General features: G+C 57.7%; 15 protein-coding genes, 13 tRNA genes and 3 rRNA genes. 29 read left to right on the top strand and 2 right to left on the bottom strand.

Annotated elements, in window-relative coordinates; translation table 11 throughout:
* Window positions 1-72: 72 nt before the first annotated feature.
* The 23 genes from rrf (FFV09_RS07500) (at window position 73) to glmS (ending at window position 16,295) form a co-directional block, all read left to right on the top strand.
* A 5S ribosomal RNA gene (gene rrf / locus FFV09_RS07500) occupies window positions 73-189 on the top strand.
* A 12-nt stretch (window positions 190-201) separates the two neighbouring features.
* A tRNA-Ile gene (locus FFV09_RS07495) sits at window positions 202-278 on the top strand.
* 26 nt (window positions 279-304) lie between these two features.
* Window positions 305-380, top strand: a tRNA-Ala gene (locus FFV09_RS07490).
* A 188-nt stretch (window positions 381-568) separates the two neighbouring features.
* Window positions 569-3,502, top strand: a 23S ribosomal RNA gene (locus FFV09_RS07485).
* Window positions 3,503-3,712: 210 nt separating this feature from the next.
* Window positions 3,713-3,829: ribosomal RNA gene (rrf, locus tag FFV09_RS07480) — 5S ribosomal RNA — on the top strand.
* Window positions 3,830-3,860: 31 nt separating this feature from the next.
* A tRNA-Asn gene (locus FFV09_RS07475) sits at window positions 3,861-3,936 on the top strand.
* Between the two features lie 3 nt (window positions 3,937-3,939).
* Window positions 3,940-4,013 (top strand) — tRNA-Thr (locus FFV09_RS07470).
* Between the two features lie 8 nt (window positions 4,014-4,021).
* A tRNA-Glu gene (locus tag FFV09_RS07465) sits at window positions 4,022-4,093 on the top strand.
* Window positions 4,094-4,100: 7 nt separating this feature from the next.
* A tRNA-Val gene (locus tag FFV09_RS07460) sits at window positions 4,101-4,176 on the top strand.
* Between the two features lie 15 nt (window positions 4,177-4,191).
* Window positions 4,192-4,266, top strand: a tRNA-Gln gene (locus FFV09_RS07455).
* A gap of 5 nt (window positions 4,267-4,271) precedes the next feature.
* Window positions 4,272-4,347 (top strand) — tRNA-Lys (locus FFV09_RS07450).
* Window positions 4,348-4,365: 18 nt separating this feature from the next.
* Window positions 4,366-4,447 (top strand) — tRNA-Leu (locus FFV09_RS07445).
* A 13-nt stretch (window positions 4,448-4,460) separates the two neighbouring features.
* A tRNA-Gly gene (locus tag FFV09_RS07440) sits at window positions 4,461-4,535 on the top strand.
* Window positions 4,536-4,543: 8 nt separating this feature from the next.
* A tRNA-Arg gene (locus FFV09_RS07435) sits at window positions 4,544-4,620 on the top strand.
* A gap of 17 nt (window positions 4,621-4,637) precedes the next feature.
* Window positions 4,638-4,711: transfer RNA gene (locus FFV09_RS07430), tRNA-Pro, on the top strand.
* Window positions 4,712-4,719: 8 nt separating this feature from the next.
* Window positions 4,720-4,793: transfer RNA gene (locus FFV09_RS07425), tRNA-Gly, on the top strand.
* A 303-nt stretch (window positions 4,794-5,096) separates the two neighbouring features.
* Entirely contained in the window at window positions 5,097-7,892 is a 2,796-nt protein-coding gene (gene ppc / locus FFV09_RS07420; RefSeq protein WP_141447262.1) for a phosphoenolpyruvate carboxylase, read from the top strand.
* A 379-nt stretch (window positions 7,893-8,271) separates the two neighbouring features.
* Window positions 8,272-8,841: an RNA polymerase sigma factor SigW gene (sigW, locus tag FFV09_RS07415; protein WP_141447261.1), complete on the top strand. Its 570-nt coding sequence runs from the start codon at window positions 8,272-8,274 to the stop codon at window positions 8,839-8,841.
* Between the two features lie 191 nt (window positions 8,842-9,032).
* Window positions 9,033-9,653 carry a zf-HC2 domain-containing protein gene (locus FFV09_RS07410; RefSeq protein ID WP_141447260.1) on the top strand — a complete coding sequence of 207 codons (621 nt, stop codon included), beginning with the start codon at window positions 9,033-9,035 and terminating at the stop codon, window positions 9,651-9,653.
* A 296-nt stretch (window positions 9,654-9,949) separates the two neighbouring features.
* Window positions 9,950-10,783 carry a diadenylate cyclase CdaA gene (cdaA, locus tag FFV09_RS07405; protein ID WP_141447259.1) on the top strand — a complete coding sequence of 278 codons (834 nt, stop codon included), beginning with the start codon at window positions 9,950-9,952 and terminating at the stop codon, window positions 10,781-10,783.
* Window positions 10,776-12,353: a CdaR family protein gene (locus tag FFV09_RS07400; protein WP_141447258.1), complete on the top strand. Its 1,578-nt coding sequence runs from the start codon at window positions 10,776-10,778 to the stop codon at window positions 12,351-12,353. Before cdaA ends, FFV09_RS07400 begins: the two co-directional genes overlap by 8 nt.
* A gap of 141 nt (window positions 12,354-12,494) precedes the next feature.
* Window positions 12,495-13,835: a phosphoglucosamine mutase gene (gene glmM / locus FFV09_RS07395; RefSeq protein ID WP_141447257.1), complete on the top strand. Its 1,341-nt coding sequence runs from the start codon at window positions 12,495-12,497 to the stop codon at window positions 13,833-13,835.
* Window positions 13,836-14,462: 627 nt separating this feature from the next.
* Window positions 14,463-16,295: a glutamine--fructose-6-phosphate transaminase (isomerizing) gene (gene glmS / locus FFV09_RS07390; RefSeq protein WP_141447256.1), complete on the top strand. Its 1,833-nt coding sequence runs from the start codon at window positions 14,463-14,465 to the stop codon at window positions 16,293-16,295.
* Window positions 16,296-16,436: 141 nt separating this feature from the next.
* Here the strand turns inward: glmS and FFV09_RS07385 are convergent, their stop codons facing one another.
* Window positions 16,437-16,847, bottom strand: a complete 411-nt coding sequence (locus FFV09_RS07385; protein WP_141447255.1) for a MerR family transcriptional regulator — start codon at window positions 16,845-16,847, stop codon at window positions 16,437-16,439.
* A gap of 192 nt (window positions 16,848-17,039) precedes the next feature.
* Between FFV09_RS07385 and FFV09_RS07380 the strand changes: the two genes are divergently transcribed.
* From FFV09_RS07380 to FFV09_RS07365, 4 genes are all read left to right on the top strand, one after another.
* Window positions 17,040-18,080 carry an NAD(P)-dependent alcohol dehydrogenase gene (locus FFV09_RS07380; RefSeq protein ID WP_141447254.1) on the top strand — a complete coding sequence of 347 codons (1,041 nt, stop codon included), beginning with the start codon at window positions 17,040-17,042 and terminating at the stop codon, window positions 18,078-18,080.
* 294 nt (window positions 18,081-18,374) lie between these two features.
* A complete protein-coding gene (locus tag FFV09_RS07375) occupies window positions 18,375-19,457 on the top strand; it encodes an SGNH/GDSL hydrolase family protein (protein WP_141447253.1) in 1,083 nt (360 codons plus the stop codon).
* A 202-nt stretch (window positions 19,458-19,659) separates the two neighbouring features.
* Window positions 19,660-20,406, top strand: coding sequence for a type I methionyl aminopeptidase (map, locus tag FFV09_RS07370; protein WP_141447252.1), 747 nt, complete (start codon window positions 19,660-19,662; stop codon window positions 20,404-20,406).
* An 8-nt stretch (window positions 20,407-20,414) separates the two neighbouring features.
* Window positions 20,415-21,452 (top strand): alpha/beta hydrolase, encoded by a 1,038-nt coding sequence (locus FFV09_RS07365; protein WP_141447251.1) that lies wholly within the window; start codon window positions 20,415-20,417, stop codon window positions 21,450-21,452.
* Between the two features lie 128 nt (window positions 21,453-21,580).
* On the opposite strand, the gene FFV09_RS07360 is transcribed toward FFV09_RS07365, so the two are convergent.
* Complete coding sequence (locus FFV09_RS07360) at window positions 21,581-22,441, bottom strand: AraC family transcriptional regulator (protein WP_141447250.1); 861 nt, start codon at window positions 22,439-22,441, stop codon at window positions 21,581-21,583.
* A 219-nt stretch (window positions 22,442-22,660) separates the two neighbouring features.
* Here FFV09_RS07360 and FFV09_RS07355 point away from each other — a divergent pair, with 219 nt between their 5' ends.
* Window positions 22,661-24,874 carry an alpha-galactosidase gene (locus tag FFV09_RS07355; protein ID WP_141447249.1) on the top strand — a complete coding sequence of 738 codons (2,214 nt, stop codon included), beginning with the start codon at window positions 22,661-22,663 and terminating at the stop codon, window positions 24,872-24,874.
* Between the two features lie 171 nt (window positions 24,875-25,045).
* Window positions 25,046-26,488: a glycosyl hydrolase gene (locus FFV09_RS07350; protein WP_141447248.1), complete on the top strand. Its 1,443-nt coding sequence runs from the start codon at window positions 25,046-25,048 to the stop codon at window positions 26,486-26,488.
* The last annotated feature ends 107 nt before the right edge of the window (window positions 26,489-26,595 follow it).

The following is a 26,595-nucleotide window of genomic DNA, read 5'->3' as shown; positions in this document are numbered from 1 at the left end:
GAAATAAAAAATAGAAACACTCAAACTCACTGTTCGGTTTTGAGAGAGGGAACTCTTTCAATTAAATATGCGTTTGGTAGTAATGGCGGAGGGGTTCCACACGTACCCATCTCGAACACGACCGTTAAGCCCTCTAGCGCCGATGGTACTTGGACCGCAGGGTCCCGGGAGAGTAGGAAGCTGCCAAGCGCATCCTTTTATGGGCCCTTAGCTCAGCTGGTTAGAGCGCACCCCTGATAAGGGTGAGGTCGGTGGTTCGAGTCCACTAGGGCCCACCATTTCCAACATCATATTTTCCTTTTATGGGGCCATAGCTCAGCTGGGAGAGCGCCTGCCTTGCAAGCAGGAGGTCAGCGGTTCGATCCCGCTTGGCTCCACCATAATTGCTTAACTGCTTGGAAAGATCAATTGATTTCGAGCTAAGAGATTTCGCTTAGCGCGTGAACAACTTTTGGTCCGCACAACAGTGATGCACACAAAATTTGTTCCTTGAAAACTGGATACCGAAACGAAAAACTTCGCGTCTGGAATATCTCTTCTATATGAGGAAATATTTCAAATGAAGTTTGGTTAAGCAAGTAAGAGCGCACGGTGGATGCCTAGGCACCAGGAGCCGACGAAGGACGCGACGAACCGCGATAGTGCTTCGGGGAGCTGTAAGTGAGCGTTGATCCGGAGATTTCCGAATGGGGGAACCCAGCTGGACTCATACCCAGTTACTGACCGAGTGAATTCATAGCTCGGCAGAGGCAGACCGGGGGAACTGAAACATCTAAGTACCCCGAGGAAGAGAAAACAATAGTGATTCCGTCAGTAGCGGCGAGCGAACGCGGAACAGCCCAAACCAGAGAGCTTGCTCTCTGGGGTTGTGGGACGTCTCACACGGAGTTACAAAGGAGTTTGGTAGGCGAAGAGGTTTGGAACGACCCGCCACAGCAGGTGATAGCCCTGTAGCCGAAAGCAAGCTCTCTCCGAGACGGATCCCGAGTAGTGCGGGGCACGTGAAACCCCGTATGAATCCGGCAGGACCATCTGCCAAGGCTAAATACTCCCTGGTGACCGATAGCGAAGCAGTACCGTGAGGGAAAGGTGAAAAGGACCTCGGAAGAGGAGTGAAATAGAACCTGAAACCGTGCGCTTACAAAAAGTCAGAGCCCAATTAAGGGGTGATGGCGTGCCTTTTGTAGAATGAACCGGCGAGTTACGTTTACATGCAAGGTTAAGGTGAGAAGCCGGAGCCGCAGCGAAAGCGAGTCTGAATAGGGCGATATAGTATGTAGGTGTAGACCCGAAACCGGGTGATCTACCCCTGTCCAGGGTGAAGGTGCGGTAACACGCACTGGAGGCCCGAACCCACGTACGTTGAAAAGTGCGGGGATGAGGTGGGGGTAGCGGAGAAATTCCAATCGAACCCGGAGATAGCTGGTTCTCCCCGAAATAGCTTTAGGGCTAGCCTCGGATGAAGAGTTGTGGAGGTAGAGCACTGATTGGGTGCGGGGCCCGCCAAGGGTTACCAAGTCCAGTCAAACTCCGAATGCCATCAACTTATATCCGGGAGTCAGACAGTGAGTGCTAAGATCCATTGTCAAAAGGGAAACAGCCCAGACCATCGGTTAAGGTCCCCAAGTGTGTGTTAAGTGGGAAAGGATGTGGAGTTGCCCAGACAACCAGGATGTTGGCTTAGAAGCAGCCACCATTTAAAGAGTGCGTAATAGCTCACTGGTCGAGTGACTCTGCGCCGAAAATGTAACGGGGCTAAACACACCACCGAAACCATGGCTTGATGCCTTGCGCATCAGGGGTAGGGGAGCGTTGAATACGGATTGAAGGTGTACTGGAAAGAGCGCTGGACTGTATTCAAGTGAGAATGCCGGTATGAGTAACGAAAAGATCAGTGAGAATCTGATCCGCCGAAAACCCAAGGATTCCTGAGGAAGGCTCGTCCGCTCAGGGTTAGTCGGGACCTAAGGCGAGGCCGAAAGGCGTAGTCGATGGACAACAGGTGGATATTCCTGTACCGCCGTAAACCGTTACGAGCAATGGAGTGACGCAGGAGGGAAGGGACGCGGACTGATGGAAGTGTCCGTCCAAGTAACAAGTCTGGTATGTAGGCAAATCCGCATATCTGAGGACAAGTTGCGATGGGGAGCGAAAATTACAGTAGCGAAGGTCCTGGGCTCACACTGCCAAGAAAAGCTTCTAGCCAGGTGAAGGCGCCCGTACCGCAAACCGACACAGGTGGGTGGGAAGAGTATTCTAAGGCGCGCGGAAGAACTCTCGTTAAGGAACTCGGCAAAATGACCCCGTAACTTCGGGAGAAGGGGTGCCCGGTAGTGTGAATAGCACGAGGGGGCCGCAGTGAAAAGGCCCAAGCGACTGTTTAGCAAAAACACAGGTCTGTGCGAAGCCGCAAGGCGAAGTATACGGGCTGACGCCTGCCCGGTGCTGGAAGGTTAAGAGGAGGGGTTAGCGGCAACGCGAAGCTCTGAATTGAAGCCCCAGTAAACGGCGGCCGTAACTATAACGGTCCTAAGGTAGCGAAATTCCTTGTCAGGTAAATTCTGACCCGCACGAATGGCGTAACGACTTGGGCGCTGTCTCAACGAGAGATCCGGTGAAATTTTAATACCTGTGAAGATGCAGGTTACCCGCGACAAGACGGAAAGACCCCATGGAGCTTTACTGCAGCTTGATATTGGACTGGGGTGCGATTTGTACAGCATAGGTGGGAGCCTTAGATCTCGGAGCGCCAGCTTCGGGGGAGGCGCCGTTGGGATACCACCCTGATCGCATGCTAGTTCTAACCTCGTACCGTCATCCGGTACAGGGACCGTGTCAGGCGGGCAGTTTGACTGGGGCGGTCGCCTCCTAAAATGTAACGGAGGCGCCCAAAGGTTCCCTCAGAATGGTTGGAAATCATTCGCAGCGTGTAAAGGCATAAGGGAGCTTGACTGCGAGACGGACAGGTCGAGCAGGGACGAAAGTCGGGCTTAGTGATCCGGTGGTACCGCATGGAAGGGCCATCGCTCAACGGATAAAAGCTACCCTGGGGATAACAGGCTTATCTCCCCCAAGAGTCCACATCGACGGGGAGGTTTGGCACCTCGATGTCGGCTCATCGCATCCTGGGGCTGAAGTAGGTCCCAAGGGTTGGGCTGTTCGCCCATTAAAGCGGTACGCGAGCTGGGTTCAGAACGTCGTGAGACAGTTCGGTCCCTATCTGTCGTGGGCGTTGGAAATTTGAGAGGAGCTGTCCTTAGTACGAGAGGACCGGGATGGACGCACCGCTGGTGTACCAGTTGTTCCGCCAGGAGCATCGCTGGGTAGCTACGTGCGGAAGGGATAAACGCTGAAAGCATCTAAGCGTGAAGCCCCCCTCAAGATGAGATTTCCCACACGCAAGTGGTAAGACCCCTTGGAGACGACGAGGTAGATAGGCAGGAGGTCGAAGCGTAGCAATACGTGTAGCTGACCTGTACTAATCGGTCGAGGGCTTATCCTATAGACTTGCGCAGCCAGACTCTTCGGAAGCCTCTGCTTCGGTTGAGCACACTGCGTAGGCAAACACTTCATGACGCGAAGTGGATCGTTTCGGATCCGGTTTTCAAGGTGCAAACCTTGTACAAGACAGAGCTTGTTTAGGAAACACAGGCCCAATCGGGATATTCGTTTCCTAAAGAGAATCTGTTCCGGCTTACTTCGTAAGCCTAGGTTTGGTGGTGATGGCAGAGGGGTTCCACACGTTCCCATCTCGAACACGACCGTTAAGCCCTCTAGCGCCGATGGTACTTGGACCGCAGGGTCCTGGGAGAGTAGGAAGCCGCCAAGCCGTTCGCGACTCCTCTGGAGTCGCACAATTTTCCCTGATAGCTCAGTTGGTAGAGCACTCGACTGTTAATCGAGTTGTCACAGGTTCGAGTCCTGTTCGGGGAGCCATTTGCTCTCATAGCTCAGTTAGGTAGAGTGCATCCATGGTAAGGATGAGGTCACCGGTTCGAGCCCGGTTGAGAGCTTGTTACAAGGCCCGTTGGTCAAGGGGTTAAGACACCTCCCTTTCACGGAGGTAACAGGGGTTCGAATCCCCTACGGGTCATACATATGGAGGCTTAGCTCAGCTGGGAGAGCATCTGCCTTACAAGCAGAGGGTCGGGGGTTCGAGCCCCTCAGCCTCCACCATATGTACTCTCTTGTTGGGGGTTAGCCAAGCGGTAAGGCAACGGACTTTGACTCCGTCACGCATAGGTTCAAATCCTATACCCCCAGCCATTTGAGAGCCATTAGCTCAGTTGGTAGAGCACCTGACTTTTAATCAGGGTGTCGAAGGTTCGAGTCCTTCATGGCTCACCATTTACACCATTCGTATTTGCGCGTGTGGCGGAATTGGCAGACGCACTAGACTTAGGATCTAGCGTCTTACGACGTGGGGGTTCAAGTCCCTCCACGCGCATTATCGAGTTTTTGCGGACGTGGCTCAGCGGTAGAGCATCGCCTTGCCAAGGCGAGGGTCGCGGGTTCGATTCCCGTCGTCCGCTCCATAATTTTTGCGCCCTTAGCTCAGCTGGATAGAGCGTTTGACTACGAATCAAAAGGCCGGGAGTTCGAATCTCTCAGGGCGCGCCATTTTTACAAATCAATAACGGGATGTAGCTCAGCTTGGTAGAGCACCTGGTTTGGGACCAGGGGGTCGCATGTTCAAATCGTGTCATCCCGATTGTTTTTGCGGGTGTAGTTCAATGGTAGAACTCCAGCCTTCCAAGCTGGTAGCGTGGGTTCGATTCCCATCACCCGCTCCATTTCTAAAAAGCAGAGACCGGAAGCGGTCTTTTTTGTTATATTCCCGGCGTTCTCTGTGGACGCCATTTTGTTGTATACATTCGCTTTTGCTCTGCGCAGTTTTAAAGCGGGAATTCTGTATTCCATACATAGGTTTCACCCGCTTTCATTCATAAATCAAGTTCCTGTTTCAGCTGATTGTTACTCGAAATACCCGGTCGCTTTTTCGCTATAAAGTGAAGATTTATCAAATGAATTGTTGTATGATGTGATGAAGATGTCATATCGGCAAGCATGCGATGCAGACAGATAGGAGGAGTAAAATGACTGAACTGATGGTAACCGCAAGCAAAGGCAGTTCCAACAATCTGCTCAGACGCGATGTGCGGTTCCTGGGAAATATCCTTGGTGAAGTACTCGTTCATCACAGCGGACAAGAACTCCTGGATAAAGTTGAGAAAATTCGCGAACTGAGCAAGTCGCTTCGCGCTATCTATTTGCCCGACCTGCACGAAGAGTTCAAACGGGAAATTTACTCGCTCGATCCGGAGATCCGACATCAGGTGATTCGGGCTTTCGCCATTTATTTTCAACTCGTCAACATTGCAGAGCAAAATCACCGGATTCGCAGAAAACGGGATTACGAGCGTTCTGCCGGCGAAGCCGCGCAGCCGGGCTCGATCGAGACCTCGGTTCAGCAGTTGAAAGAACAGAACTTCTCCTATGAAGACGTACAGGCTTTTTTGCAAAACCTGTCGCTTGAACTTGTCATGACGGCGCATCCGACGGAAGCGGTCCGCCGGGTCATTCTGGACATTCACAAACGCATCGCTGCGGACGTGATGAAGCTGGACGATCCTTCGCTGACGTTCCGGGAACGCGAACAGCTGCGCGAGAAACTGCTCAACGAAGTCATTACGCTGTGGCAGACCGACGAGCTGCGCGACCGCAAACCGACCGTGCTCGACGAAGTCAGAAACGGCATGTATTATTTCCACGAGACGCTGTTCCACGTGCTGCCGGACGTATACGGAGAACTGGAACGCTGCCTGGATATCTACTATCCGGGTCATGACTGGCATGTGCCGAACTATTTGCGCTTCGGTTCCTGGATCGGCGGCGACCGGGACGGCAATCCTTCCGTGACCGCGAACGTCACGTGGCAGACGCTCCAGATGCAGCGCAAGCTCGCCATTCGCGAATACCACGCCATTCTGGTGGAACTTATCCATATGCTCAGCTTCAGCGGCAGTATCGTGAATGTCACGGACGAGCTGCTGGAGTCGATCGAACGCGACCGCGAGACGGTCACGGTGGAAGCCAAAGCGAATTGGCATAACGATAACGAACCTTACCGCGTCAAGCTGACTTATATGATCCGCAAGCTGGACAACGTGTTGGATGAAGATAAAAAAGGACAGCCCGACCGGTATGCGGACCCGTCCGAGCTGATCGAGGAACTCAAGATCATCGACCGGAGCCTGCGCTATCACCATGCCGACTACGTAGCCGACAGTGCGATCAAGAAGCTCGTTCGTCAGGTCGAACTGTTCGGCTTCCATACGGCTTCGCTCGATATTCGCCAGCACAGCCAGGAACACGAGAAAGCGATGACCGAGATTCTCCACAGCATGAACATCGTCTCCAACTACCCCGAACTGTCGGAAGACGACAAGGTCAAGCTGCTCGTCGGCCTGCTCGAAGATCCGAGACCGCTCACTACGCCGTACCAGACGTATAGCGACGGAACCGAAGAATGCCTGCAGGTATACCGCACCGTGTTCGAGGCCCAAAACGAATTCGGACGCAACTGCATCGGCAGCTATCTGATCAGCATGGCGGAAGCTTCCAGCGACATTCTGGAAGTTATGGTCTTTGCCAAAGAAGTCGGGCTGTTCCGCAAGCATTCGGACGGCACGGTCGTCTGCACGCTGCAAGCGGTACCGCTGTTCGAGACGATCGGCGATCTGCAAGCCGCAAGCGGTATCATGAAGCGGCTGTTCGATATTCCCATCTACCGCGAAGCGGTCAAAGCGAGGAACGACCAGCAGGAAATCATGCTCGGTTATTCCGACAGCAGCAAAGACGGCGGCGTGGTCGCTGCCAACTGGGAACTGCGCGTGGCGCTGAACGAAATTACCGAGATGGCGTCTTCGTACGACATCAAGCTCAAGTTTTTCCACGGCCGCGGAGGTGCGCTCGGCCGCGGGGGCATGCCGCTTAACCGCAGCATCCTGGCCCAGCCGCCGCATACGGTCGGCGCCGGCATCAAGATTACCGAGCAGGGCGAAGTGCTGTCTTCGCGCTATTCGCTCCGGGGCATTGCCTACCGCAGTCTGGAGCAGGCCACTTCGGCGCTGCTGACGTCCGCGGTCGCCGCGACGGACACGTCTTATATGGAGGAAGAACTCCAATGGGAAGACATTGCCCGCAACATTTCCGAAGCTTCGCTGAATAAATACCAGGATCTGATCTTCCGCGATCCGGATTTCCTGTCCTTCTTCAAGGAAGCGACGCCGCTGTCCGAAATCGGCGAGCTGAATATCGGTTCCCGCCCTTCGAAACGCAAAAACAGCGACCGGTTCGAAGATCTTCGCGCCATTCCGTGGGTGTTCGCCTGGACGCAGGGACGTTACCTTGTGCCGGCCTGGTACGCGGCGGGAACAGGTATCCAGAGCTTCTACCAAGGCAAAGCGGAAAATCTGGAAGTGTTGAAAAAGATGTATGCGAGCTTCCCGTTCTTCACGTCGCTGATCGATTCGCTGCAAATGGCGATCGCCAAAGCGGACTTGGTCATCGCCAAGGAATACGCTTCGATGTACGGAGACGAAGAAAGCCGTACCCGGATCTTCGGATTGATCGAGGAAGAGTTCAAGCTGACGAAGCAGCTCATTCTCGACATTACCGGCCAACAGGAGATTCTCGATAACGTGCCGGTCATCCAGGAGTCGATCCGTCTGCGGAACCCTTACGTGGATCCGCTCAGCTATTTGCAGGTACAGCTGCTGAACGAACTTCGCACACTGCGCGATTCCGCGGAACCGGAAGACCAGGAGATGCTGCGCGAAGTGCTGCTGACGATCAACGGTATTGCCGCCGGACTGCGGAACACGGGCTGATCGACGGTCCGCTTCCCGTTTGTGCCAGGCACGCCTCACGAAAAACCGCGTCCTTTCATATGGAAAGACGCGGTTTTTTCGTTCGATTTTCCGGAAAAAGAAAAAGATCGGAGATTGTTGCTCAAGGCTGTAAAGGGTTGGAAGAAGTTACAGCAGCAGTGTTGCTTTTTGACGCCGCATGAATTACGATTTGAACATACGCATAAAACGGCAATTCCGCGTGGTTTGCGCTGCGGTTCGGACAAGAACGAGCCAGGCGGCGCACCGCGTCGGGACGTCGGAAGGAATGCTTGCCTTCAGTTGGTAAGGGAACCCCGGAAACGGAGCGACAGGGCGCTTCAGGTTCCCGATTCAGCAGGCTTAGTCTGGGGGAGACACGGTGGACAATCTGGAAACGAGATTGGTGAAGCTTGCGCTCAAAGGTGACCAGAGGGCTTTTGCCGAAATCGTTGATCTCTATAAAGATCGAATTTTTCATCTCGCCTATCGCATGCTGAGCAATCGGCATGAAGCGGAAGATGTCGTGCAGGAGACGTTTTTGCGCGTGTACCGCAATCTGGATCGGTACGATCCCGGTCAGAAGTTCTCGACCTGGATATACCGGATCGGCACCAACCTGAGCATTGACCGTCTCAGAAAAAGAAAACCTACATATTCGCTCGACGCGGAGATCGGCGATCAGGACGGCGCCGACGGCTACGCCCTTATTCCGGGCGATAACCGCACGCCGGAGACCGAATACATGATCTCCGAGACGCGAACGACGATTCACGAAGCGATCGACGGGCTGCCTCCGAAGTACAAGACGGTAATGATTCTGCGCTATTTGCAGGAGCTGTCTCTTCAGGAAATCAGCGAAGTGCTCGACATGCCCGTCACGACCATCAAGACCCGCGTGCACCGGGGACGGGAATTTTTACGAAAAAAACTGGAATCGCCGCAGCGCTGAGCGATTTCGGTTTTTTTATGCCTCGAAACCGCGAAATTTTACGAAAACCTGAATAAGATTTAATAAAATCGAATTAAAGTCCGATTTTGTCGTTTCGAATTGAAACTATCGTCGATCGAAGGCGTATTAAGTAGGGCATAATAAGGCCCATCACCAATTTCACCGAGTTTTCACGAAAGGATATGGCTCATATGGAATGCAAACAAGCCGTCTCGTTTATGCACGACTATCTGGATGGAGACCTGCCTTCGGAGCAGGCGCGCGAATTACAAAGTCACCTAGACGCCTGTCCGGAATGCCGATCGGCTTTTCGAAGTCTCGAAGAGACGGAGATGATGCTGTTTGCCGCAAACCGCAAAACGGAGTCCGTCGCGTTGTCCGAGGACGCAACCGATCGCATCATGAGCTTTCTTCCTCAGCCCAAAAAGCACAGTCCCGTATGGAATTGGGTGCGCAGGCATCCGGCTCTGACCGCAGCTGCCGCCTTTATCCTTATTATGCTGGGCACATCGATCGGATTCTGGAACGCGGATACGCAGCTTGTCGTCAAAGGCAGCGATCTCAATCGCGTTCAAGTGGAAGGCAACACCGTGATCGTTCCGGAAGGGACGGTCGTAACCGGGGATCTGACCGTTGAACGCGGCGAACTGAAGATCTACGGCGATGTAGAAGGAAACGTGACGGTAATCGACGGTTCGGCTTACCAGGCTTCGACGGCTCACGTCGCGGGCCAGGTGAAAGATATCAACCAGGCTTTCGATTGGGTATGGTACAAGCTCGGGAATATCTTTTCGGAAGTCGCTTACCGGTAAAGGGTCGGCCGCCGCGGTCGTGCGGACATCGGTTCGAACGACCGCCGGAATCCGGCCGGCGCACGGAATTCCGCTTATCTCGCAGTAGAAGCGCGGCGCCTTCGCCCTTATCGGGCGGCGGCGCCTTTTTTGCTTCGCGCAGCATCGGCTTGCAACAAAAGCATGAACGTTATAACCTATAGATATCAATCCGAACTACAATCCGAACCGGCAGTCGGTTCCGAAGCTTGGACGGCCGGCGGACATACATAGATGCCAGCAGCCTGAGGAAGACGGAGATAACGGGGGCTTGGGTCATGATGGATTATTTTACGAACACGGCTTGGACAGATCGGGTCAAAGACGTCGCGGACGTTTTGATCGTTACTTATATTGTATATCAATTGATTTTGCTGGTGAGGGGAACCCGGGCGGTGCAGCTGCTCAAAGGAATTCTCGTGCTGGTCATCATCTGGGCGATCAGCAGTTGGCTCGACCTGTACACGCTGAAATGGCTGATGGACCGCATGTTTACGTTCGGGGTCGTCGCCATCTTCATCATCTTCCAGCCGGAGCTGCGCCGCGGGCTGGAGCAGATCGGACGCGGCAAGTTCGTGGGCAGGAGCAGTGCGGACGAAGTGGAGATCGGTCAGATGATCGGCGAACTGATGAAGTCGGTCGCTTATTTGTCCCGGCGCAAGATCGGGGCCTTGATCGTGTTCGAGCGCAATACCGGGCTTAACGAGTACACGGAGTCCGGCATCCCGATGAAATCGGTCGTGACGTCGGAACTGCTGATCAACATTTTTACGCCGAATACGCCTTTGCACGACGGGGCCGTTATCATTCAGGATCGCACGCTGTCCGCGGCGGCCTGTTATCTGCCCCTGTCCGAAAATCCGTTTATCAGCAAAGAACTCGGAACGAGGCACCGCGCGGCGATCGGAATCAGCGAAGTGGCGGATTCCGTGTCCGTCATCGTATCCGAAGAAACGGGACAAGTCTCGCTTGCCCTGGACGGAAAAGTCGTCCGCGATATCAGCGAAGAAGCGCTGGTCTCGAAACTTTACGAGCTGTTGAAGCCGAATCCGTCCGTCAAGGACAAGAAGAGCCTGTTCTCGAGAAAGAAAGGGGACGAGCCGAATGGATAAGTGGTTAGCCAACAATACCGCTGCCAAAATTATCGCGCTGGCCGTAGCCTTGATCCTGTGGGCCATTGTTCATGTCGATACGGATACGCCGACCATTACGCGCAATACCCAGGGGAATCAGACGATAGCCAATCTGTCGATCGAACCTTACGGGCTCGACGATGCCAAATACGTCATGCAGTCCGTCGTGCCGCAGCGAATCAGCGTCGAAGTGTCCGGCCAGCGCTCGCAAATCACTTCGCTGCTGCCGAGCACCGAATATCAGGTGAAGATGGATTTGAGCCGGGTGACCGAACCCGGGCAGTATACTGTGCCGCTGCAGTTCGATCCGCCGGCCGGCGTAGAACTGCTGTCGATCGAACCGTCCCGGGTAACGGTGACGATCGAAGAGAAAGTGACGCAGGAATTCAATGCGGTCATCCTGACGACCGGCGTGCCGGAGAACGGGTTCACGGAACTCGATCCCGTCTTCGCGGAAGGCAGCGCCGTCCAGGTGACGCTTCCTTCGAGCCAGATCAAGCAGGTTCAGAAGATTCAGGGCGAGATGAGCGTGGACGGGGCAAGCGACAATATCTCCGGCCGCGTCAAGCTGGTCGCCTACTCGAACAACGGCGAAGTGCTGGACGACGCCGTCATCAATCCGTCGTCCCTCAAGGTGCAGATTCCGATCTCGTCCAACGTCTCTTCCGTGTCGTCGAAGACGCTGCCGCTCAACGTGAGTTACAGCGGCGAACTGCCCGACGGGCTGATCTTGTCGGGCGTCGAGGCCGGCGCGCAGCAGGTGACGCTGTACGGCCCCGACAGCGTGCTGCAGCGGCTGGACAGCTACCCGCCCGTGACGCTCGATCTGGGCGAAGTCAAAGCGGAAGGATCTACCCGCTACAAGGAAGCTCTCGCCGCGCCCGAAGGGGTCGAACGCCTCGAACCGTCTTCCGTCGAGTTCACGGTGAACGTCGTGCCTTACGAGCAGCGGACCATCGAGAACGTTCCGGTGACCTTGACGGGGCAGCCGAGCGGAGCCGAAGCGAAGGTTACCGATCCGGCGTCCGGCAAGATGAATGTCACGATCGAAGGCGCGCCGGATCGCCTGTCCACAATCACGGCGGGCGATATACGGCTGACCGCCGATCTGAGCGGCCTGCAGGCCGGTTCGCACAAGGTGCAGCTGAAGGTCGAGCTGCCGGATTACATCCGCGCGGGCGGCCCTTCGGCGCCGTCGGTGACGGTCGAGATCGGCGAGGCGTCCGAAGACGCCCCGGCCGAGCCGCCGGCGGATACCGAACCGGAACCGGCTCCGGACGCGGCGACGCCTTCGGCGCCGGGCACGACGGAAGAAGAACCTGAGCCGGAACCTGCCACGCCGGACGATCCGGCCGTCGTGCCCGAACCTTCGGACGGCGGCGGGACGACTGCGCCGGAGCCTGCGGCTCCTGAAGAAGAGACGCCTCCGGCCGTCGAGGAGACGCCCGATTCGGGTCAAGCCGAACCGGGCGATCCCGCCGTGCCGGGAAGCGAGAATCCGACGCCCGACACCGGCGAGGAACCGAGCGGCGGAACTTCTTCGCCCTAAATCGAAAGTCAGGCAGATTGAACCATCATCATATTCGAATACGTCGCATCGGAGTCTCGATCGGTCCGCATTTTACGGCAACCTAAAATACGGTGGATACGGCCCGCACGTTTTTGAAATAAAAGGAGAACGAGAATCGATATGGGAAAGTATTTTGGAACAGACGGCGTACGCGGGGTAGCGAATAAGGAATTGACGGCGGAATTGGCGTACAAAGTCGGCCGCTGCGGCGGCTATGTGCTGGCAGGCAAAGTGGAGAAACCGACCGTACTGATCGGCATGGATACGCGGATCTCCGGCTTGATGCTGGAATCGGCATTGATTGCCGGCCTGCTGTCGATCGGCGCGAACGTCGTCCGTCTCGGCGTCGTCTCGACGCCGGCGGTCGCTTACCTGACCCGCACGCTGAAGGCGGACGCGGGAGTCATGATCTCGGCTTCGCATAATCCGGTCGAAGACAACGGCATCAAGTTTTTCGGCGGCGACGGCTTCAAGCTGTCCGACGAGACGGAACTGCGTATCGAAGCGCTGATGGATGCCGAGACCGACGAATTGCCCCGCCCGGTAGGCGCGGCTCTCGGCACGGTCGTAAACGACGAAGAGTCCAAGTTCGTCTACCTCGATTACCTGAAAACGACCGTGCAGCAGTCGTTCCGCGGTATCAAAGTCGTGCTGGACTGCGCGCACGGATCCGCGTACGAACTGGCTCCCCGCCTGTTCCGAGAACTCGGCGCGGAAGTGATCGCGATCGGCGCTGAGCCGAACGGCCTCAACATCAACGACGGCGTCGGCTCCACCCATCCGGAGACGCTGCGCGAAGAAGTGCTGAAGCACGGCGCGCAGATCGGCCTTGCTTTTGACGGCGATGCCGATCGCCTGATCGCGATCGACGACCAAGGCGAAGTCGTGGACGGCGACTTTATCCTGTGCATTTGCGGCGACGCGATGAACCGTGCGGGCAAACTGAACGGCAGCACGATCGTGACGACGGTCATGAGCAATATCGGCTTCTACAAAGCGACCGAGAAGCTTGGCCTGAGCACGCTCAAAACGGCGGTCGGCGACCGCTACGTCATGGAAGAGATGCGCAAAGGCGGCTACAACCTGGGCGGCGAACAGTCCGGCCACGTGATCTTCCTCGATCACAACACGACGGGCGACGGCATGCTGACCGCTATTCAGCTCGTCGATACGCTTGCCGCTTCCGGCAAGCCGCTGAGCGAAGTCAAAACGATGATGCGCCAATACCCGCAGCTGCTGGTCAACGTTCGCGTGCAGGACAAACGCAACTACGAAGGCAACCGGGCGATTCTGGCCGCCGTCGAAGCGGTGGAACGGGAGCTCGGCAGCGAAGGCCGGGTGCTCGTGCGCCCGTCCGGCACCGAAGCGCTGATCCGCGTTATGGCCGAAGGTCCGGACAAAGACCAGCTGGACCGCGTCGTCGGACAGATCGCCGACGTCGTGCGCAGCGAGCTCGTCTAAGCCTCCGTTTGAACGCTTCCGAACGCGCGAGTTGTAAAACAGGGTCGAATATCATATAATGTTGAAGTGCCCGCTTGCGTTCAGGCGGGCCTTTTTATATTTTCGCGGCCAGGACTCCGTACAAAGTCCGACTTTGAGACAGAAAGCGAGGATCGTGAGGTAGGGATTCAACAAGCGCCAGAGCTTGGCCGCCGGACCGGAACGCCGAAGGACGACAGTCCGACGGGGATGCGCGGCTCAAGCTGACGAGGTGGAGGTGTTCGAAATATTCGGCGGGGACCTCCCGGTACTGCATCACACCGTAAGCGAATTTCGAAAAACGGACAGGCGACTGGCCGCACAAACGAGTTCGCGGATGCTCCATCATCGGGCTTTTCGTAGCGAAGACAAGAACGCGAGAGCTTACGCAGCCGAAAATCGACGCGCAGCGACCGCATTTTTCGGTATGCTGATTTTGAAAAAACATTCTGTCCGAAGGGTGAAGTCCGCCTTCCGGACCGGATTTAACGATTCCGATTTTGACGCGCCCGACGCGCCATTCCGTTTTCTTTTCAAAAAATAGCTCTGCCCTCGACCGCTCGAATGCCGATGATCCAACCCAAATCATGAGCGGAGGAACAATATATTATGTGTGGAATCGTAGGTTATATCGGAGCAAGAAATACGCAGGACGTCCTGATCGAAGGTCTCTCGAAGCTTGAATACCGCGGGTACGACTCGGCGGGTATCGCCGTATACACGGACGGAGGCCTGCGGGTCACAAAAGCGCTCGGACGCCTGGTAAACCTGGAGAACAAGCTCGAAAGCGCGCCGCTGACCGGTTCGGTCGGCATTGGGCACACCCGTTGGGCGACGCACGGCAAGCCTTCGGACGTGAACTCCCACCCGCACACGGACGCTACACAGAAGTTTTCGGTCGTGCATAACGGCATCATCGAGAACTATCTGGAACTCAAGGACGAGCTGATCGCAAGCGGCGTTGAATTCGTCTCCGAGACGGATACCGAAGTCATCTCCCACTTGGTGGCGCGCGAATACGACGGCAACATCGTGGAAGCCGTTCAGAAAGCGATCAAGCATCTGCGCGGCGCGTTCGCGCTCGGCGTATTGACCGAATACGAACCGGACCGCATCGTAGCGGTTCGCCAAGCGAGCCCGTTAATCATCGGTATCGGCGAGAACGAAAACTTCATCGGTTCGGATATTCCGGCCATCCTGAAGTATACGCGCAACGTCTTCATTCTGAACGACGGCGAAATGGCGCTTCTGACGCGTGACGGCGTGCAGCTGATGACGATCGAAGGCAACGCCATTACCCGGGAAATGACGTACATCGAGTGGGATGCCGTAACGGCCGAAAAAGGCGGCTACGAGCATTTCATGCACAAAGAAATTCACGAACAGCCTAGAGCTTACCAGGATACAATGCGCGGACGCGTGGACGAAACCGGCAAAAAAGTCGTGCTGCCGGACTTCCACATGACGGACGAGCAGATCAAAAATATCCGCAACATCCAGATCATCGCCTGCGGCACGGCTTACCACGCGGGACTGGTCGGACGCACCGTCATCGAACGCCTCGTACGCATTCCGGTCGAGACGGACGTCGCTTCCGAGTACCGTTACCGCTCGCCGATCATCACGCCGGAGACGCTCGTGATCGTCGTGAGCCAATCGGGCGAAACGGCGGATACGCTGGCGGCCCTGCGCGAAGCGCACGCCAACGGCGCGCACGTGCTTGCGATCACGAACGTGGTCGGCAGCTCGATCGCACGCGACGCGGACGACGTAATCGCGACGCTGGCCGGACCGGAAATCGCCGTGGCTTCGACCAAGGCGTACACATCGCAGCTGATCGCGTTCTACCTGCTCGGTCTGTACTTCGCGCAGGTGCGCGGCACGCAGACGGAAGCCCAGGTCGCCGAGACGCTTGCGGCCATGCAGGCTCTGCCGGAGCAGGTCGAGTCGATCCTGGCCCGCGAAGGCGAAGCGAAAGTGCATGCGGAGAACTTCTCGGCGCAGAAGCACCTGTTCTTCATCGGACGCGGCCTCGATTATGCGGCAGCCCAGGAAGGCTCGCTGAAGCTCAAAGAAATCTCGTACATTCATTCCGAAGCGTACGCGGCGGGCGAACTGAAGCACGGTACGCTTGCCCTGATCGAAGACGGCGTGCCGGTCATTGCGCTTGCGACCGAACAGGCGCTGATCGAGAAAACGGTCAGCAACATCAAGGAAGTCAAAGCGCGCGGCGGCGTCGTGCTGACGATCTGCTACGAAGAAGACGCGAAGGAACTCATGAAGTCGGTCGATTCGGTATTCACCATTCCGAAGACGCTGCCGCTTCTGACCGCTTCCCTGTCCGTCGTAGCGCTTCAGCTGCTGTCGTACTACGCCTCGCTGTCTCTCGGCCTGGACGTGGACAAACCTCGTAACCTGGCGAAAAGCGTAACGGTTGAGTAAACCAAGCACGGCTTAACGCAGGGGAGAATAAATCTTCGCCTATCAAAAAGACGACCTCGGTAATCGCGGGGTCGTCTTTTTTGGCGTTGGAGCGCATTAACGGAAACGTGGAACGGTGGCTTGCACAGAAAAGTTCTTTTTTTACGGAGCCGGGGAGATCGCCTTTTCTCTGTGCACGCTTTCCGTGCCGGCGGCCAACGCCGCTTCGTAGTAGTCGCACTTGTGCCGGATCACTTTCATCGTCTCGACCAATTCCGCCATATGGGCTTCCACAACGGCTTTGCGTTCTTCGAACATGTCGCGCCGCTGCCGGAGCGTCGAGTCGCCGTCGGAACACCAGTCGATAAACGTCTTGATTTCCTTGATCGGCATGCCTGTCGCTTTGAGGCATTCGATGATTTTGAGGGAGGCGATATCGGCTTCCTTGAAAAAGCGGGTGCCGCTTGCGCTGCGCTCCAAAAACGGCAGCAGCCCTTCCTTGTCGTAGTAACGCAGGGCGTAGGGAGTCAGGTTCAACAGTTGGGCGGCCTCGCTGATCGAATAAGAGGTCATGGTCATTCTCCTGTTCTATACGGATAGACTTCGAGTTAACTCTAGATTTGTCTTGATCGAAATCTTACCATCGGCATGATCGGCTGTCAAAAGTAAACAGACTTTGCGAAAATAGAACTTGACTTAGAGTTAACTGTAAGGCTTAGCATGGAAAAAGAACGAACACATCTTTGAACTTACAGGAGGTTTTTTATGATAACCGCTCAAGCAAAAGCTGTGCACGGCGCGGACCAGTCGTTTACGAGCACGGAAATCGAACGCCGGGATCTGAAAGCCCAGGATATCTTGATCGAGATCAAGTATGCGGGCATCTGCCATTCCGATATTCATAGCGCCCGCGGCGAATGGGGACCGGTGCAGTATCCGTTCGTGCCGGGACACGAAATTGCGGGTATCGTCTCGCAGGTCGGACCGGAAGTGACGAAATACGCGGTCGGCGACCGCGTCGGCGTCGGCTGCATGGTCGATTCGTGCGGCAAATGCGTACACTGCCACGACGGCGAAGAGCAGTACTGCCTCGAAGGCATGACCGGCACGTACGGTTCGGTCGACCGGTACGGCCAGTATACGCAGGGCGGTTATGCGACCCATATCGTCGTGACGCAGGATTTCGTCGTACGTATTCCGGACGCGCTGGAGCTTGACGCCGCCGCTCCGCTGCTGTGCGCCGGTATTACGACGTATTCCCCGCTGCGCCACTGGGGAGCGGCTCCGGGCCAGAAAATCGCGGTCGTGGGCCTCGGCGGCCTCGGACATATGGCGGTCAAATTGGCTCATGCAATGGGCGCGGAAGTGACGGTGCTGTCGCAATCGCTGAAAAAGAAAGAAGACGGCCTGAAGCTCGGCGCGAGCCACTACTATGCGACGAGCGACGAAGAAACGTTCAAGACGCTCGCCGGTTCGTTCGACCTGATCATCAATACGGTAAGCGCCAAAATCGACATCAACGCCTATCTGTCGCTGCTGGCGGTAGACGGCACGCTGGTCAACGTCGGCGCTCCTTCGGAACCGCTGCCGGTTCAGGTGTTCTCGCTGATTCCGCAGCGCCGTTCGTTCGCGGGTTCGTCGATCGGCGGTATTCGCGAAACGCAGGAAATGCTGGACTTCTGCGCCGAGCACGGCATCCAGCCGGAGATCGAAGTCATCTCGGCCGACCGGATCGACGAAGCCTGGGAGCGCGTCATGGCTTCCGACGTCAAATACAGATTCGTGATCGACATTTCGACGCTGTAAACAGCGGCAAGCCCGGCAGCCTTTCGCGCTGCCGGGCTTTTTTATGCGTGGCAGGCCGTTATAAAAAAGCTGAAATGCAAACGGAAAGCGGGTATAATGAAACAGGCGTAGAATTTACAAAATAACCCATTCACCAACCTTATATCGCACAAAGGAGCGACCCGATTGAACATCAGCAAGTCCTCTGCACGCAAACGCCGATTCCGACCTTGCAGCCGCGACGCCGTGCGTCCGTCCGCCTGGTTGACAGCCGCCTATTCTCGTCCACAGCCCGGCGGCGGGAGCCGGACCGGAGTGCGCCGGACCGGAATACGCCGGATGCCGGGCGGACGGTTCTGGATCGTCCTGCTGTTGGTGGCGGCGACCGTCCTGCTGGCGGCGCCCGCGACGGGACGCATGAACGTCGGCCTGACGCCGATCGGTCCGGACGATCCCCATATCCGGTATACCGGACGTTGGGACACTTCCGGCGCTGTCGCTTACCGGGGGTATTGGTCGGGGACGTCGCTTACGACCGGCTTTACCGGAACCGGCGTCCGGCTGCGGCTCGGTTATGCGGCGCCGCCCGCCGGCTCCGATCTGTTCGTGTCGATCGACGACGGACCTTACAATTTGTACAAAAACGCTTCCGGCATCGTCAATCTGACGCCGGAGCGGCTGCCGGGCGGCGAGCATACGCTGACGGTGGTGACGCGCAACATCCGCGACGTCGCCGTGTTCAAAGGGCTGCTGCTGGACGAAGGCGCCCGGACGTTCGCGCCGCCCGAACGCGGGCGCCTGATCGAGTTTGTAGGCGATTCGATTACGGTCGGTTACAAGACGCCGAACGTCTCGATCGAATCGTACGCCTGGATAGCGGGCGAACGGCTGGAGGCGGAGCATACGCAGATTGCCTATACGGGCATCTGCCTGACCGACGGCGTCTCCTGCAACGGTCTGCCGCCCCGCGGCATGAGCGAGCAGTATTTCAAGCTTCAGCCGCTCGATTACGCCGATTCGCCCGCGTGGAACGTCCGGGCGGCCGCGCAGCCGGACGCCGTCGTGCTTAACCTCGGCACGAACGACGCACGGGCGAAGATCGGCGGCGCCGCATTCCGCAAAGCTTACGTGCGCTTTCTTGAGCGGCTGCGCGGCGCTTACCCGGCGGCGCAAATCTTCGTCATCCGGCCGCTGAACGGCTATATGGCCGAAGAAGCGCAGGAAGCGGCCCTGGTCCGCCAGAAAAGGGGTGACGGACGCCTGCACGTGATTGCGACGGACGGCTGGCTGACGGCGGACACGGGCGACTATACCGACGCGCTGCATCCTTCGGTACAGGGCAACGAGAAGATGGCCGACCGTCTCGTGCCGGAGCTTGGGCGCGTCATGGGCTGGTAAGCGGGCTTGGGGAAAAGGTTCGGGCACCTTTCCCCAAGCCTTTTTTGCCGGGAAGGAAGAAAGAGGCGCTTAGCGGTGGTATAATAGCGGATACCGTCGTATTCGGGCAGAACGTGCCCGCTGCGCGGCCGAGCCGCGATTTGCGGCGGGGAATTCGCTCGAAGGCCGCGCCTAACCAACTTACATCCAAAGGAGAACAACCATGATAGCCAAAACGGAACAGGACATCGAAGGATTGAAAAAAATCGGACGGATCGTCGCGTTGATTCGCGACGAACTGAAACAAATGACGAAGCCCGGCCTGCGCACGATCGATCTGGATCGCCGCGCCGCCGAACTGTTCGAAGAACACGGGGCGATCTCGGCTCCGAAATCGACGTACGATTTCCCGGGATACACGTGCATCAGCGTGAACGAAGAAGTCGCGCACGGCATTCCGGGCGAACGCGTCATTCAGGAAGGCGACCTCGTGAACGTGGACGTGTCCGCTTCCTGCGACGGCTACTTCGCGGATACGGGCGTCTCGTTCGTCGTCGGCGAAGGCGATCCGCGCCTGGTCAAGCTGTGCGAAGCTTCGGTCGAAGCGTTCGAAGCGGGAGCGGCGAAGATCAAAGCCGGCTCCAAGCGCAACAATGCCGGCAAAGCGTCTTACAACGTGGCGCGCCGCCACGGCTTCAACATCATCGAGACGCTGACCGGACACGGGATCGGCACTTCGCTGCACGACGAGCCGGAGTACATCCTGAGCTACTTCGATCCGACCGATACGGATCTGTGGAAAGAAGGCTCCGTCATCGCGTTCGAACCGTTCGTCTCGACGAACGCCCGCGAAGTGTTCGAAGACGCGAACGACGGCTGGACGCTCCGCGCGGACGACGGCAGCTTCGTCGCCCAATACGAACATACGATGATCATCACCAAGGGCGCGCCGATCATCCTGACGAAGTAGGGGCCGGCATGGAGATCATGACGGCAACCCGCCTGTTCAACGAAGCGCTGCGCCTGCGCGAGGCGTCCGGTGCGGAAGCAGCCTATCGCTTCGTGCGCGAACAGGCCGGCAGCGACCGGCAGTCCGGGCAGGCCGATGCCCGGCAGATGAATCTGCTGTACGCGCTGGCCGCCGCTGCCGGCCGCGCGGACGAAGCGTTCGCGCTGCTGCGCGAAGCGGTCGAGGCGCGCGGCTTCTGGTATCCGGCGGACTACCTGCTGGAAGACGGGGATCTGGACGCGCTGCGCGGGCGCGAAGGCTTCGCCGAGCTTGCGGAGCTGTGCGCGCGGCGCGAAGCGGCGGCGCTGGAAGACGCGGCGCCGGCGCTTGCGGTGCTGGAGCCGGAGCCGGGAGCGCCGGCTTACCCGGCAGTCTCTGCCGCTCCGGCCGCCGGCGATGGCGATGCCGTGGCTGCGGCGGAGAGGCAGGCAGCCCCTCACGGGCCGCTGCTGCTCGTGCTGCACGGCGACCAGGAGAACGAACGCGATGCCGAGCCGTTCTGGAGCCCCGCGCTTGCGGCCGGCTGGACGGTCGGGCTCGTGCGTTCGTCGCAGATTCGCTTCCATGATACGTTCGGCTGGGACGATATCGACCTGGGCGCGGCCGAGCTGCGCGAACATCTGCTTGCGCTGCGCGGGGAAGACGCCGGGCAGAGCGGCGCGCCCGTCGTGCTCGGCGCTTTTTCCGCGGGGGCGGAAGTGGCGCTGAATGCGCTGCTGCACGACGAGTTTCCGGCGGACGGCTACGTGTTCGCCGCGCCGTGGCTGGACGCCCCGGACGAATGGGCGCAGGCGCTCGACCGGCTGGAAAGCCGGACGCCGCGCGGCGTCTGGATCGCGGGCGAACTCGACGCAGAAGGCCGGGCAGGCGCCGAGCGGATCTCCGCCGCGCTGCGCGAAGCGGGACTTGAAGCCCGGTTCGAAGTCGCGGCCGGCACGGGGCACGATTACCCGGCCGACTTTTCGGAGCGGCTGCTTGCGGCGCTGGCCCGGATGCGCAGAGCCTAGCGGCGCGGAAGCTGCGCTGCCGGGCGCGAGGCCGGAGGCTGCGCCTTCAAAGCCGATTGCCAACGATAAGCCCGATCCGGTCTGCACCCAGACCGGACCGGGCTTATTTGGCATGTGATCGCTTAGGGCTATTCCGTATCGGATTCGGCATCGGATTCGGCATCGGATTCGGTTGGCAAATCGTCGCGATAGGATTTGGGCGATTTTCCGGTGATCTTTTTGAAAGCTTTGGAGAATACGAGCGGATCGGCATAACCGACCGAGCGGGCAATATCGCCGATCGACAGGTCGGTATTCCCAAGCATGGCGGAAGCGGTATCGATTCGATAGCGGATCAGGTAATCCTGAATACTTGTGCCGGTCTCCCGGGTGAACAAGGCGCACAAATAGCTGCGGTTCAACCCGATCGAGGCCGCGACGTCTTCCATACCGAATTTGCTCGAAAAATTCATTTCGATAAAATCTTTTACCTGCTCCGCGTAAGTTTCCGCCCGGCTGAGCGCCGACGGACGAGGTGCCTCGGTCCCGCATTCGACCAGTAGGGACAGCGCCAGATACAGCAGTCCCGTCAAGCGCGTTTCCCGCGCTTTGCGATCGGCGCACGGCTCGGCCATCTCCTGCAGCAGGCGGCGGATACGATCGTTGTGTCCGCAGCGCAGTACCGGAGCCGCAGACGTAAGTCCCGCCTGCGCCAACAGCGTCTCGGCCAGCGTCCCGTTGAAGCCGATCCAGCCGTAGGACCAGGGATTGGATCGGTCGGCCCGGTAATAAGTGACGACATGCGGACAAATCAAAAACCCTTCTCCCTGTGCGAGACGATATTCGGCGCCGTCCACTTCGAACAGACCTTCTCCTTCGAACACGTAATGAAACAAATAATGCGTGCGGACCGCCGGTCCGAAATCATGGCCGGGCAGGCAGTCTTCCATGCCGAATTGAGTCAGATACAGTTGGGTGTACAGCTTGCTTCTTGGCAGATATTCAATCACGATCTGATCGCCTCACTTTCCGGGTATCTATCAAAATACCATATTTTCTAAGCACCGCGCCATGTACGAAACGTCGTGCCGGCGTATATGATTTCTGCAAGAGGACCTCTTTTATATACAAGAACGAACAAGCCTTATCCCATGTTCGGACCGGGGCGGCAGTCGGTTGGCACAAAGATTCGGAGAGATCCGCCGCAAAAGAAAGAGAGGGGATAGGCCATGGGTGTCATCGTGCAAGAGCAGACGGGATTGTTTCATTTGCAGTCGTCCGGCATGAGTTACCTGATACAGATCGTGGACGGTTATCCTGCCCACGTCTATTGGGGAAGCCGGCTGAAGCAGAGAGAGTCGATGGAAGGCATGCTGATCCATACGCCCGCGGGAGCCGGGTTGGACCGGCTGCCGCAGGAATATCCGCAGTACGGGAGCGGCGATTTTCGGAATCCGGCTTATCAGGCCGAGTTGGAAGACGGGACAAGAATTACCGAACTCCGGTACGAAGGATACCGCATCCTGCCGGGCAAGCCGGCGCTGCCGGGTCTTCCCGCCGTGTACGTGGAACGGGAGAGCGAAGCCGAGACGCTTGAACTTCTGTTAAAAGACGCTTATTCGGGGCTGCGGGTCAGCCTGCTCTATTCCGTGTACGAAGATCGGAACGTAATCGTGCGCTCGGCCCGTTTGGGCAATGAAGGGCCGAATAAGCTGCGGCTTCGCCGCGCTTTGAGCGCAAGCGTGGATCTGCAGGGGCGCGACGAGCTGGAAATGCTCTATCTGTCGGGTGCCTGGGCAAGGGAAGGCAGCGTGAAGCGAAGACCGCTGCAGCAGGGAGAGGTCCGGATCGACAGCAAGCGGGGCATGAGCAGCCATCAGTTCAATCCGTTTGCCGCCCTGGTCACGCCGGAGACGACCGAGAGCGTCGGGGAAGCTTTCGGCTTCAGCCTCGTCTACAGCGGCGGCTTCGAAGCGGGCGCCGAGACGGATTCGTTCGGTTCGACCCGTGTCGGGATCGGCCTGAATTCGTTCGATTTCGCCTGGCTGTTGGAGCCCGGCGAAAGCTTCCAGACGCCGGAAGCCGTACTGGTATATTCCGGCGAAGGGATCGGCGGCATGTCGCGAACCTACCACCGCCTCTATCGGAACCGACTGTGCCGCGGGAAATATCGGGACGAAGAACGGCCGATTCTGGTCAACAACTGGGAAGCGACCTATTTTGATTTTGACGCGGACAAGCTGGTCTCGATCGCGGAAGAAGGCTCCAGGCTCGGAATCGAACTGTTCGTGCTGGACGACGGCTGGTTCGGCACGCGCGATGCCGACAATTCGTCGCTCGGCGACTGGTTCGAAGACCGGCGCAAGCTGCCCGGCGGACTGGCGGACGTGGCCCGGCGGATCAACGAACATGGCCTGCAGTTCGGACTGTGGTTCGAGCCCGAGATGATTTCGCCGGAGAGCGAGCTGTATCGCACACATCCCGACTGGTGCCTGCACGTGCCCGGCAGAAGGCGCAGCGAAGCAAGATGGCAGCTGGTGCTGGATTATACCCGCAAGGAAGTGCGCGAGTACATCTTCGAGTCGCTGTCCGCTATCTTCTCCACCGTGCCGGTCGCTTACGTCAAATGGGACATGAATCGGGCGCTGACGGAGATCGGATCGGCGAAGCTGCCGCCGGAGCGGCAGGCCGAGACGGCCCACCGCTACGTGCTCGGCTTGTACGAACTGCTTGAGCGGATCACCGAGCGGTTTCCGGACATTCTGTTCGAGAGCTGCTCAAGCGGCGGCGGACGTTTCGATCCCGGCATGCTGCATTATATGCCTCAAGCCTGGGCCAGCGACAATACCGATGCCGCAGAGCGGCTGAAGATCCAGTACGGCACCAGCCTTGTGTATCCGGTCAGCTCGATCGGCGCGCACGTATCGGCGGTGCCCAACCACCAGGTCGGGCGGACGACGCCGCTTGAGTTTCGCGGCGATGTCGCGATGTCGGGCAATTTCGGTTACGAATTGGATCTCACCGCCTTCACCGGGGAAGAGAAAGCAATCGTCCGGCAGCAGGTAGCCCGCTACAAGCAGATTCGCGGATTGGTTCAGCAGGGAGATCTGTACCGGTTGAAAAGTCCGTTCGAAGGCGACGAATCGGCCTGGATGTTCGTCTCGGAAAACAAACGGGAAGGCTTGGTATACGCTTTTCGAACGAAGGCGGTACCGAACGGTCCCCTGCGCACGCTGCGCCTGGCCGGCCTGGACCCGGAGGCCGAATACGAGGTGGAAGCGGAACACGGAGGAGAGAGGACCCTTGTGGGAGGAGACCGCCTGATGCGCCTGGGACTTCCTCTGCATTACGAGTCCAAAGACTATCAGAGCCGGAGCTTCCGGCTGCGGGCTGTCGATCCTTCGTTGGAAAGGGCAGGCGAACCCGAATTCCCGAAGCCGTAGTGCCCGAAGGCATAGGAGGGTCCGAAGTCGTAACGGAAGTTGTAGGGTCCGAAGTTGTGCAAAAATGTTGTGCCGCCCGAAGCGGCCTGTCACCGGATTCGGTGTGGCAGGCCGCTCCATAACCGCAATATCTGTAAGCGATTACAAAAAAAGAAAGCGAGGAATACGCCTATGAGCAAACGAATCGGTCTGACCCTGTTGGCCCTGGTCCTGCTGGTCTCGATGATTCCCGGGACGGCGTCGGCCAAATCGGGATTCCGGGTGTACGAAGCGGAAAAAGGAAAATTGACGGGTACGCAGGTAGAAAAGTCGGTTCGCGGCTATACCGGAAAAGGGTACGTGACCGGGTTCGAGGACGAAGGCGACGCCGTTGAAGTAACCGTGAAGCCGGCCAAAGCCGGCTTGTATCAAATCAAGATCAGGTATCGGGCCTCCGAAGGCCCCAAGCAGGCGAATTTGTCCGTCAACGGAGTATCGGCCGGCATCGTCGACTTCGCGCCGACCGCTTCGTTTACCGAAATTGCCGTCACCAAAGCGATATTGAAAAAAGGATCGAATAGTATCCGGCTGGAAAAAGGCTGGGGATGGTACCAAATCGACTCGTTCTCGGTCGGGCCGGTCACCCAAACGCCGTCGCATCCGGTTGCCAAAACGTTGTCCAATCCGGACGCTTCCTCGTCAGCCCGATCGTTGATGAGCTACCTCGTCGACAATTACGGGCATCGTATCCTGTCGGGGCAGCAGGACTATGCCAACGTGGAGTGGCTGCAGACGAATCTCGGCAAAAAGCCGGCTGTCGTCGGCTTCGATCTGATGGATTATTCGCCTTCGCGGGTGAAATACGGAGCGGCTACCGAAGAAATCGAAGAAGCGATCGAGTGGGATCGCCAAGGCGGGATCGTGGCCATGCTGTGGCACTGGAACGCGCCGACAGGCTTGATCGACCAGCCGGGCAAAGAATGGTGGAGAGGGTTCTACACCGACTCGACGACTTTCGACGTCGGGTATGCGATGGCGCACCCCGATTCCGAAGAGTACGCGCTTCTGCTGAGAGACATCGACGCCATCGCCGTTCAGCTCAAAAAGCTGCAGGACGCCGATATTCCCGTACTTTTCCGCCCGCTGCATGAAGCCGAAGGAGGCTGGTTCTGGTGGGGAGCCCAAGGCGCGGAACCTGCCAAAGCTTTGTACCGGCTGTTCTATGACCGGTTAACGAACGAGCATCGCTTGAACAACCTGATCTGGGTATGGAATTCCGTGTCGCCGGAATGGTATCCGGGAGACGACGTCGTGGACATCGTCAGTTACGATTCGTATCCGCAGGGCGGAGACTACAATCCGCAGATCGGAAAATACGACCAACTGCTGGATCTCGTCGACGACAGCAAGCTTGTCGCCATGACCGAGAACGGCGCCGTTCCGGACCCGGATCTGCTGCAGGCGTATCGGGCGGATTGGAGCTGGTTCAGCATATGGGGAGCCTACGACGGCCAAGCCAATTCGCTGGAGCATTTGAAGAAGGTGTTCCATCATGCTTACGTCGTGACTCTGGACGAACTTCCGGACGTCAAAACCTATTCTTCGCAAACGGGAACAGGCGGGATCAGGCCGTAAATCAGACGGGAAGCCGCAGCCTGTCTGCTCCGGTCGAAGCGGCCGCCCATATAAAAGGCAAAGTATAATCGTTTTTCCAAATCACCGGTTCACCGCAGCAAAGCGGC

The organism is Saccharibacillus brassicae, from assembly GCF_006542275.1.
Classification (GTDB): domain Bacteria; phylum Bacillota; class Bacilli; order Paenibacillales; family Paenibacillaceae; genus Saccharibacillus; species Saccharibacillus brassicae.
The sequence above is the reverse complement of the archived record's forward strand: the minus strand, read 5'-3'. Positions and strand labels throughout refer to the sequence as shown.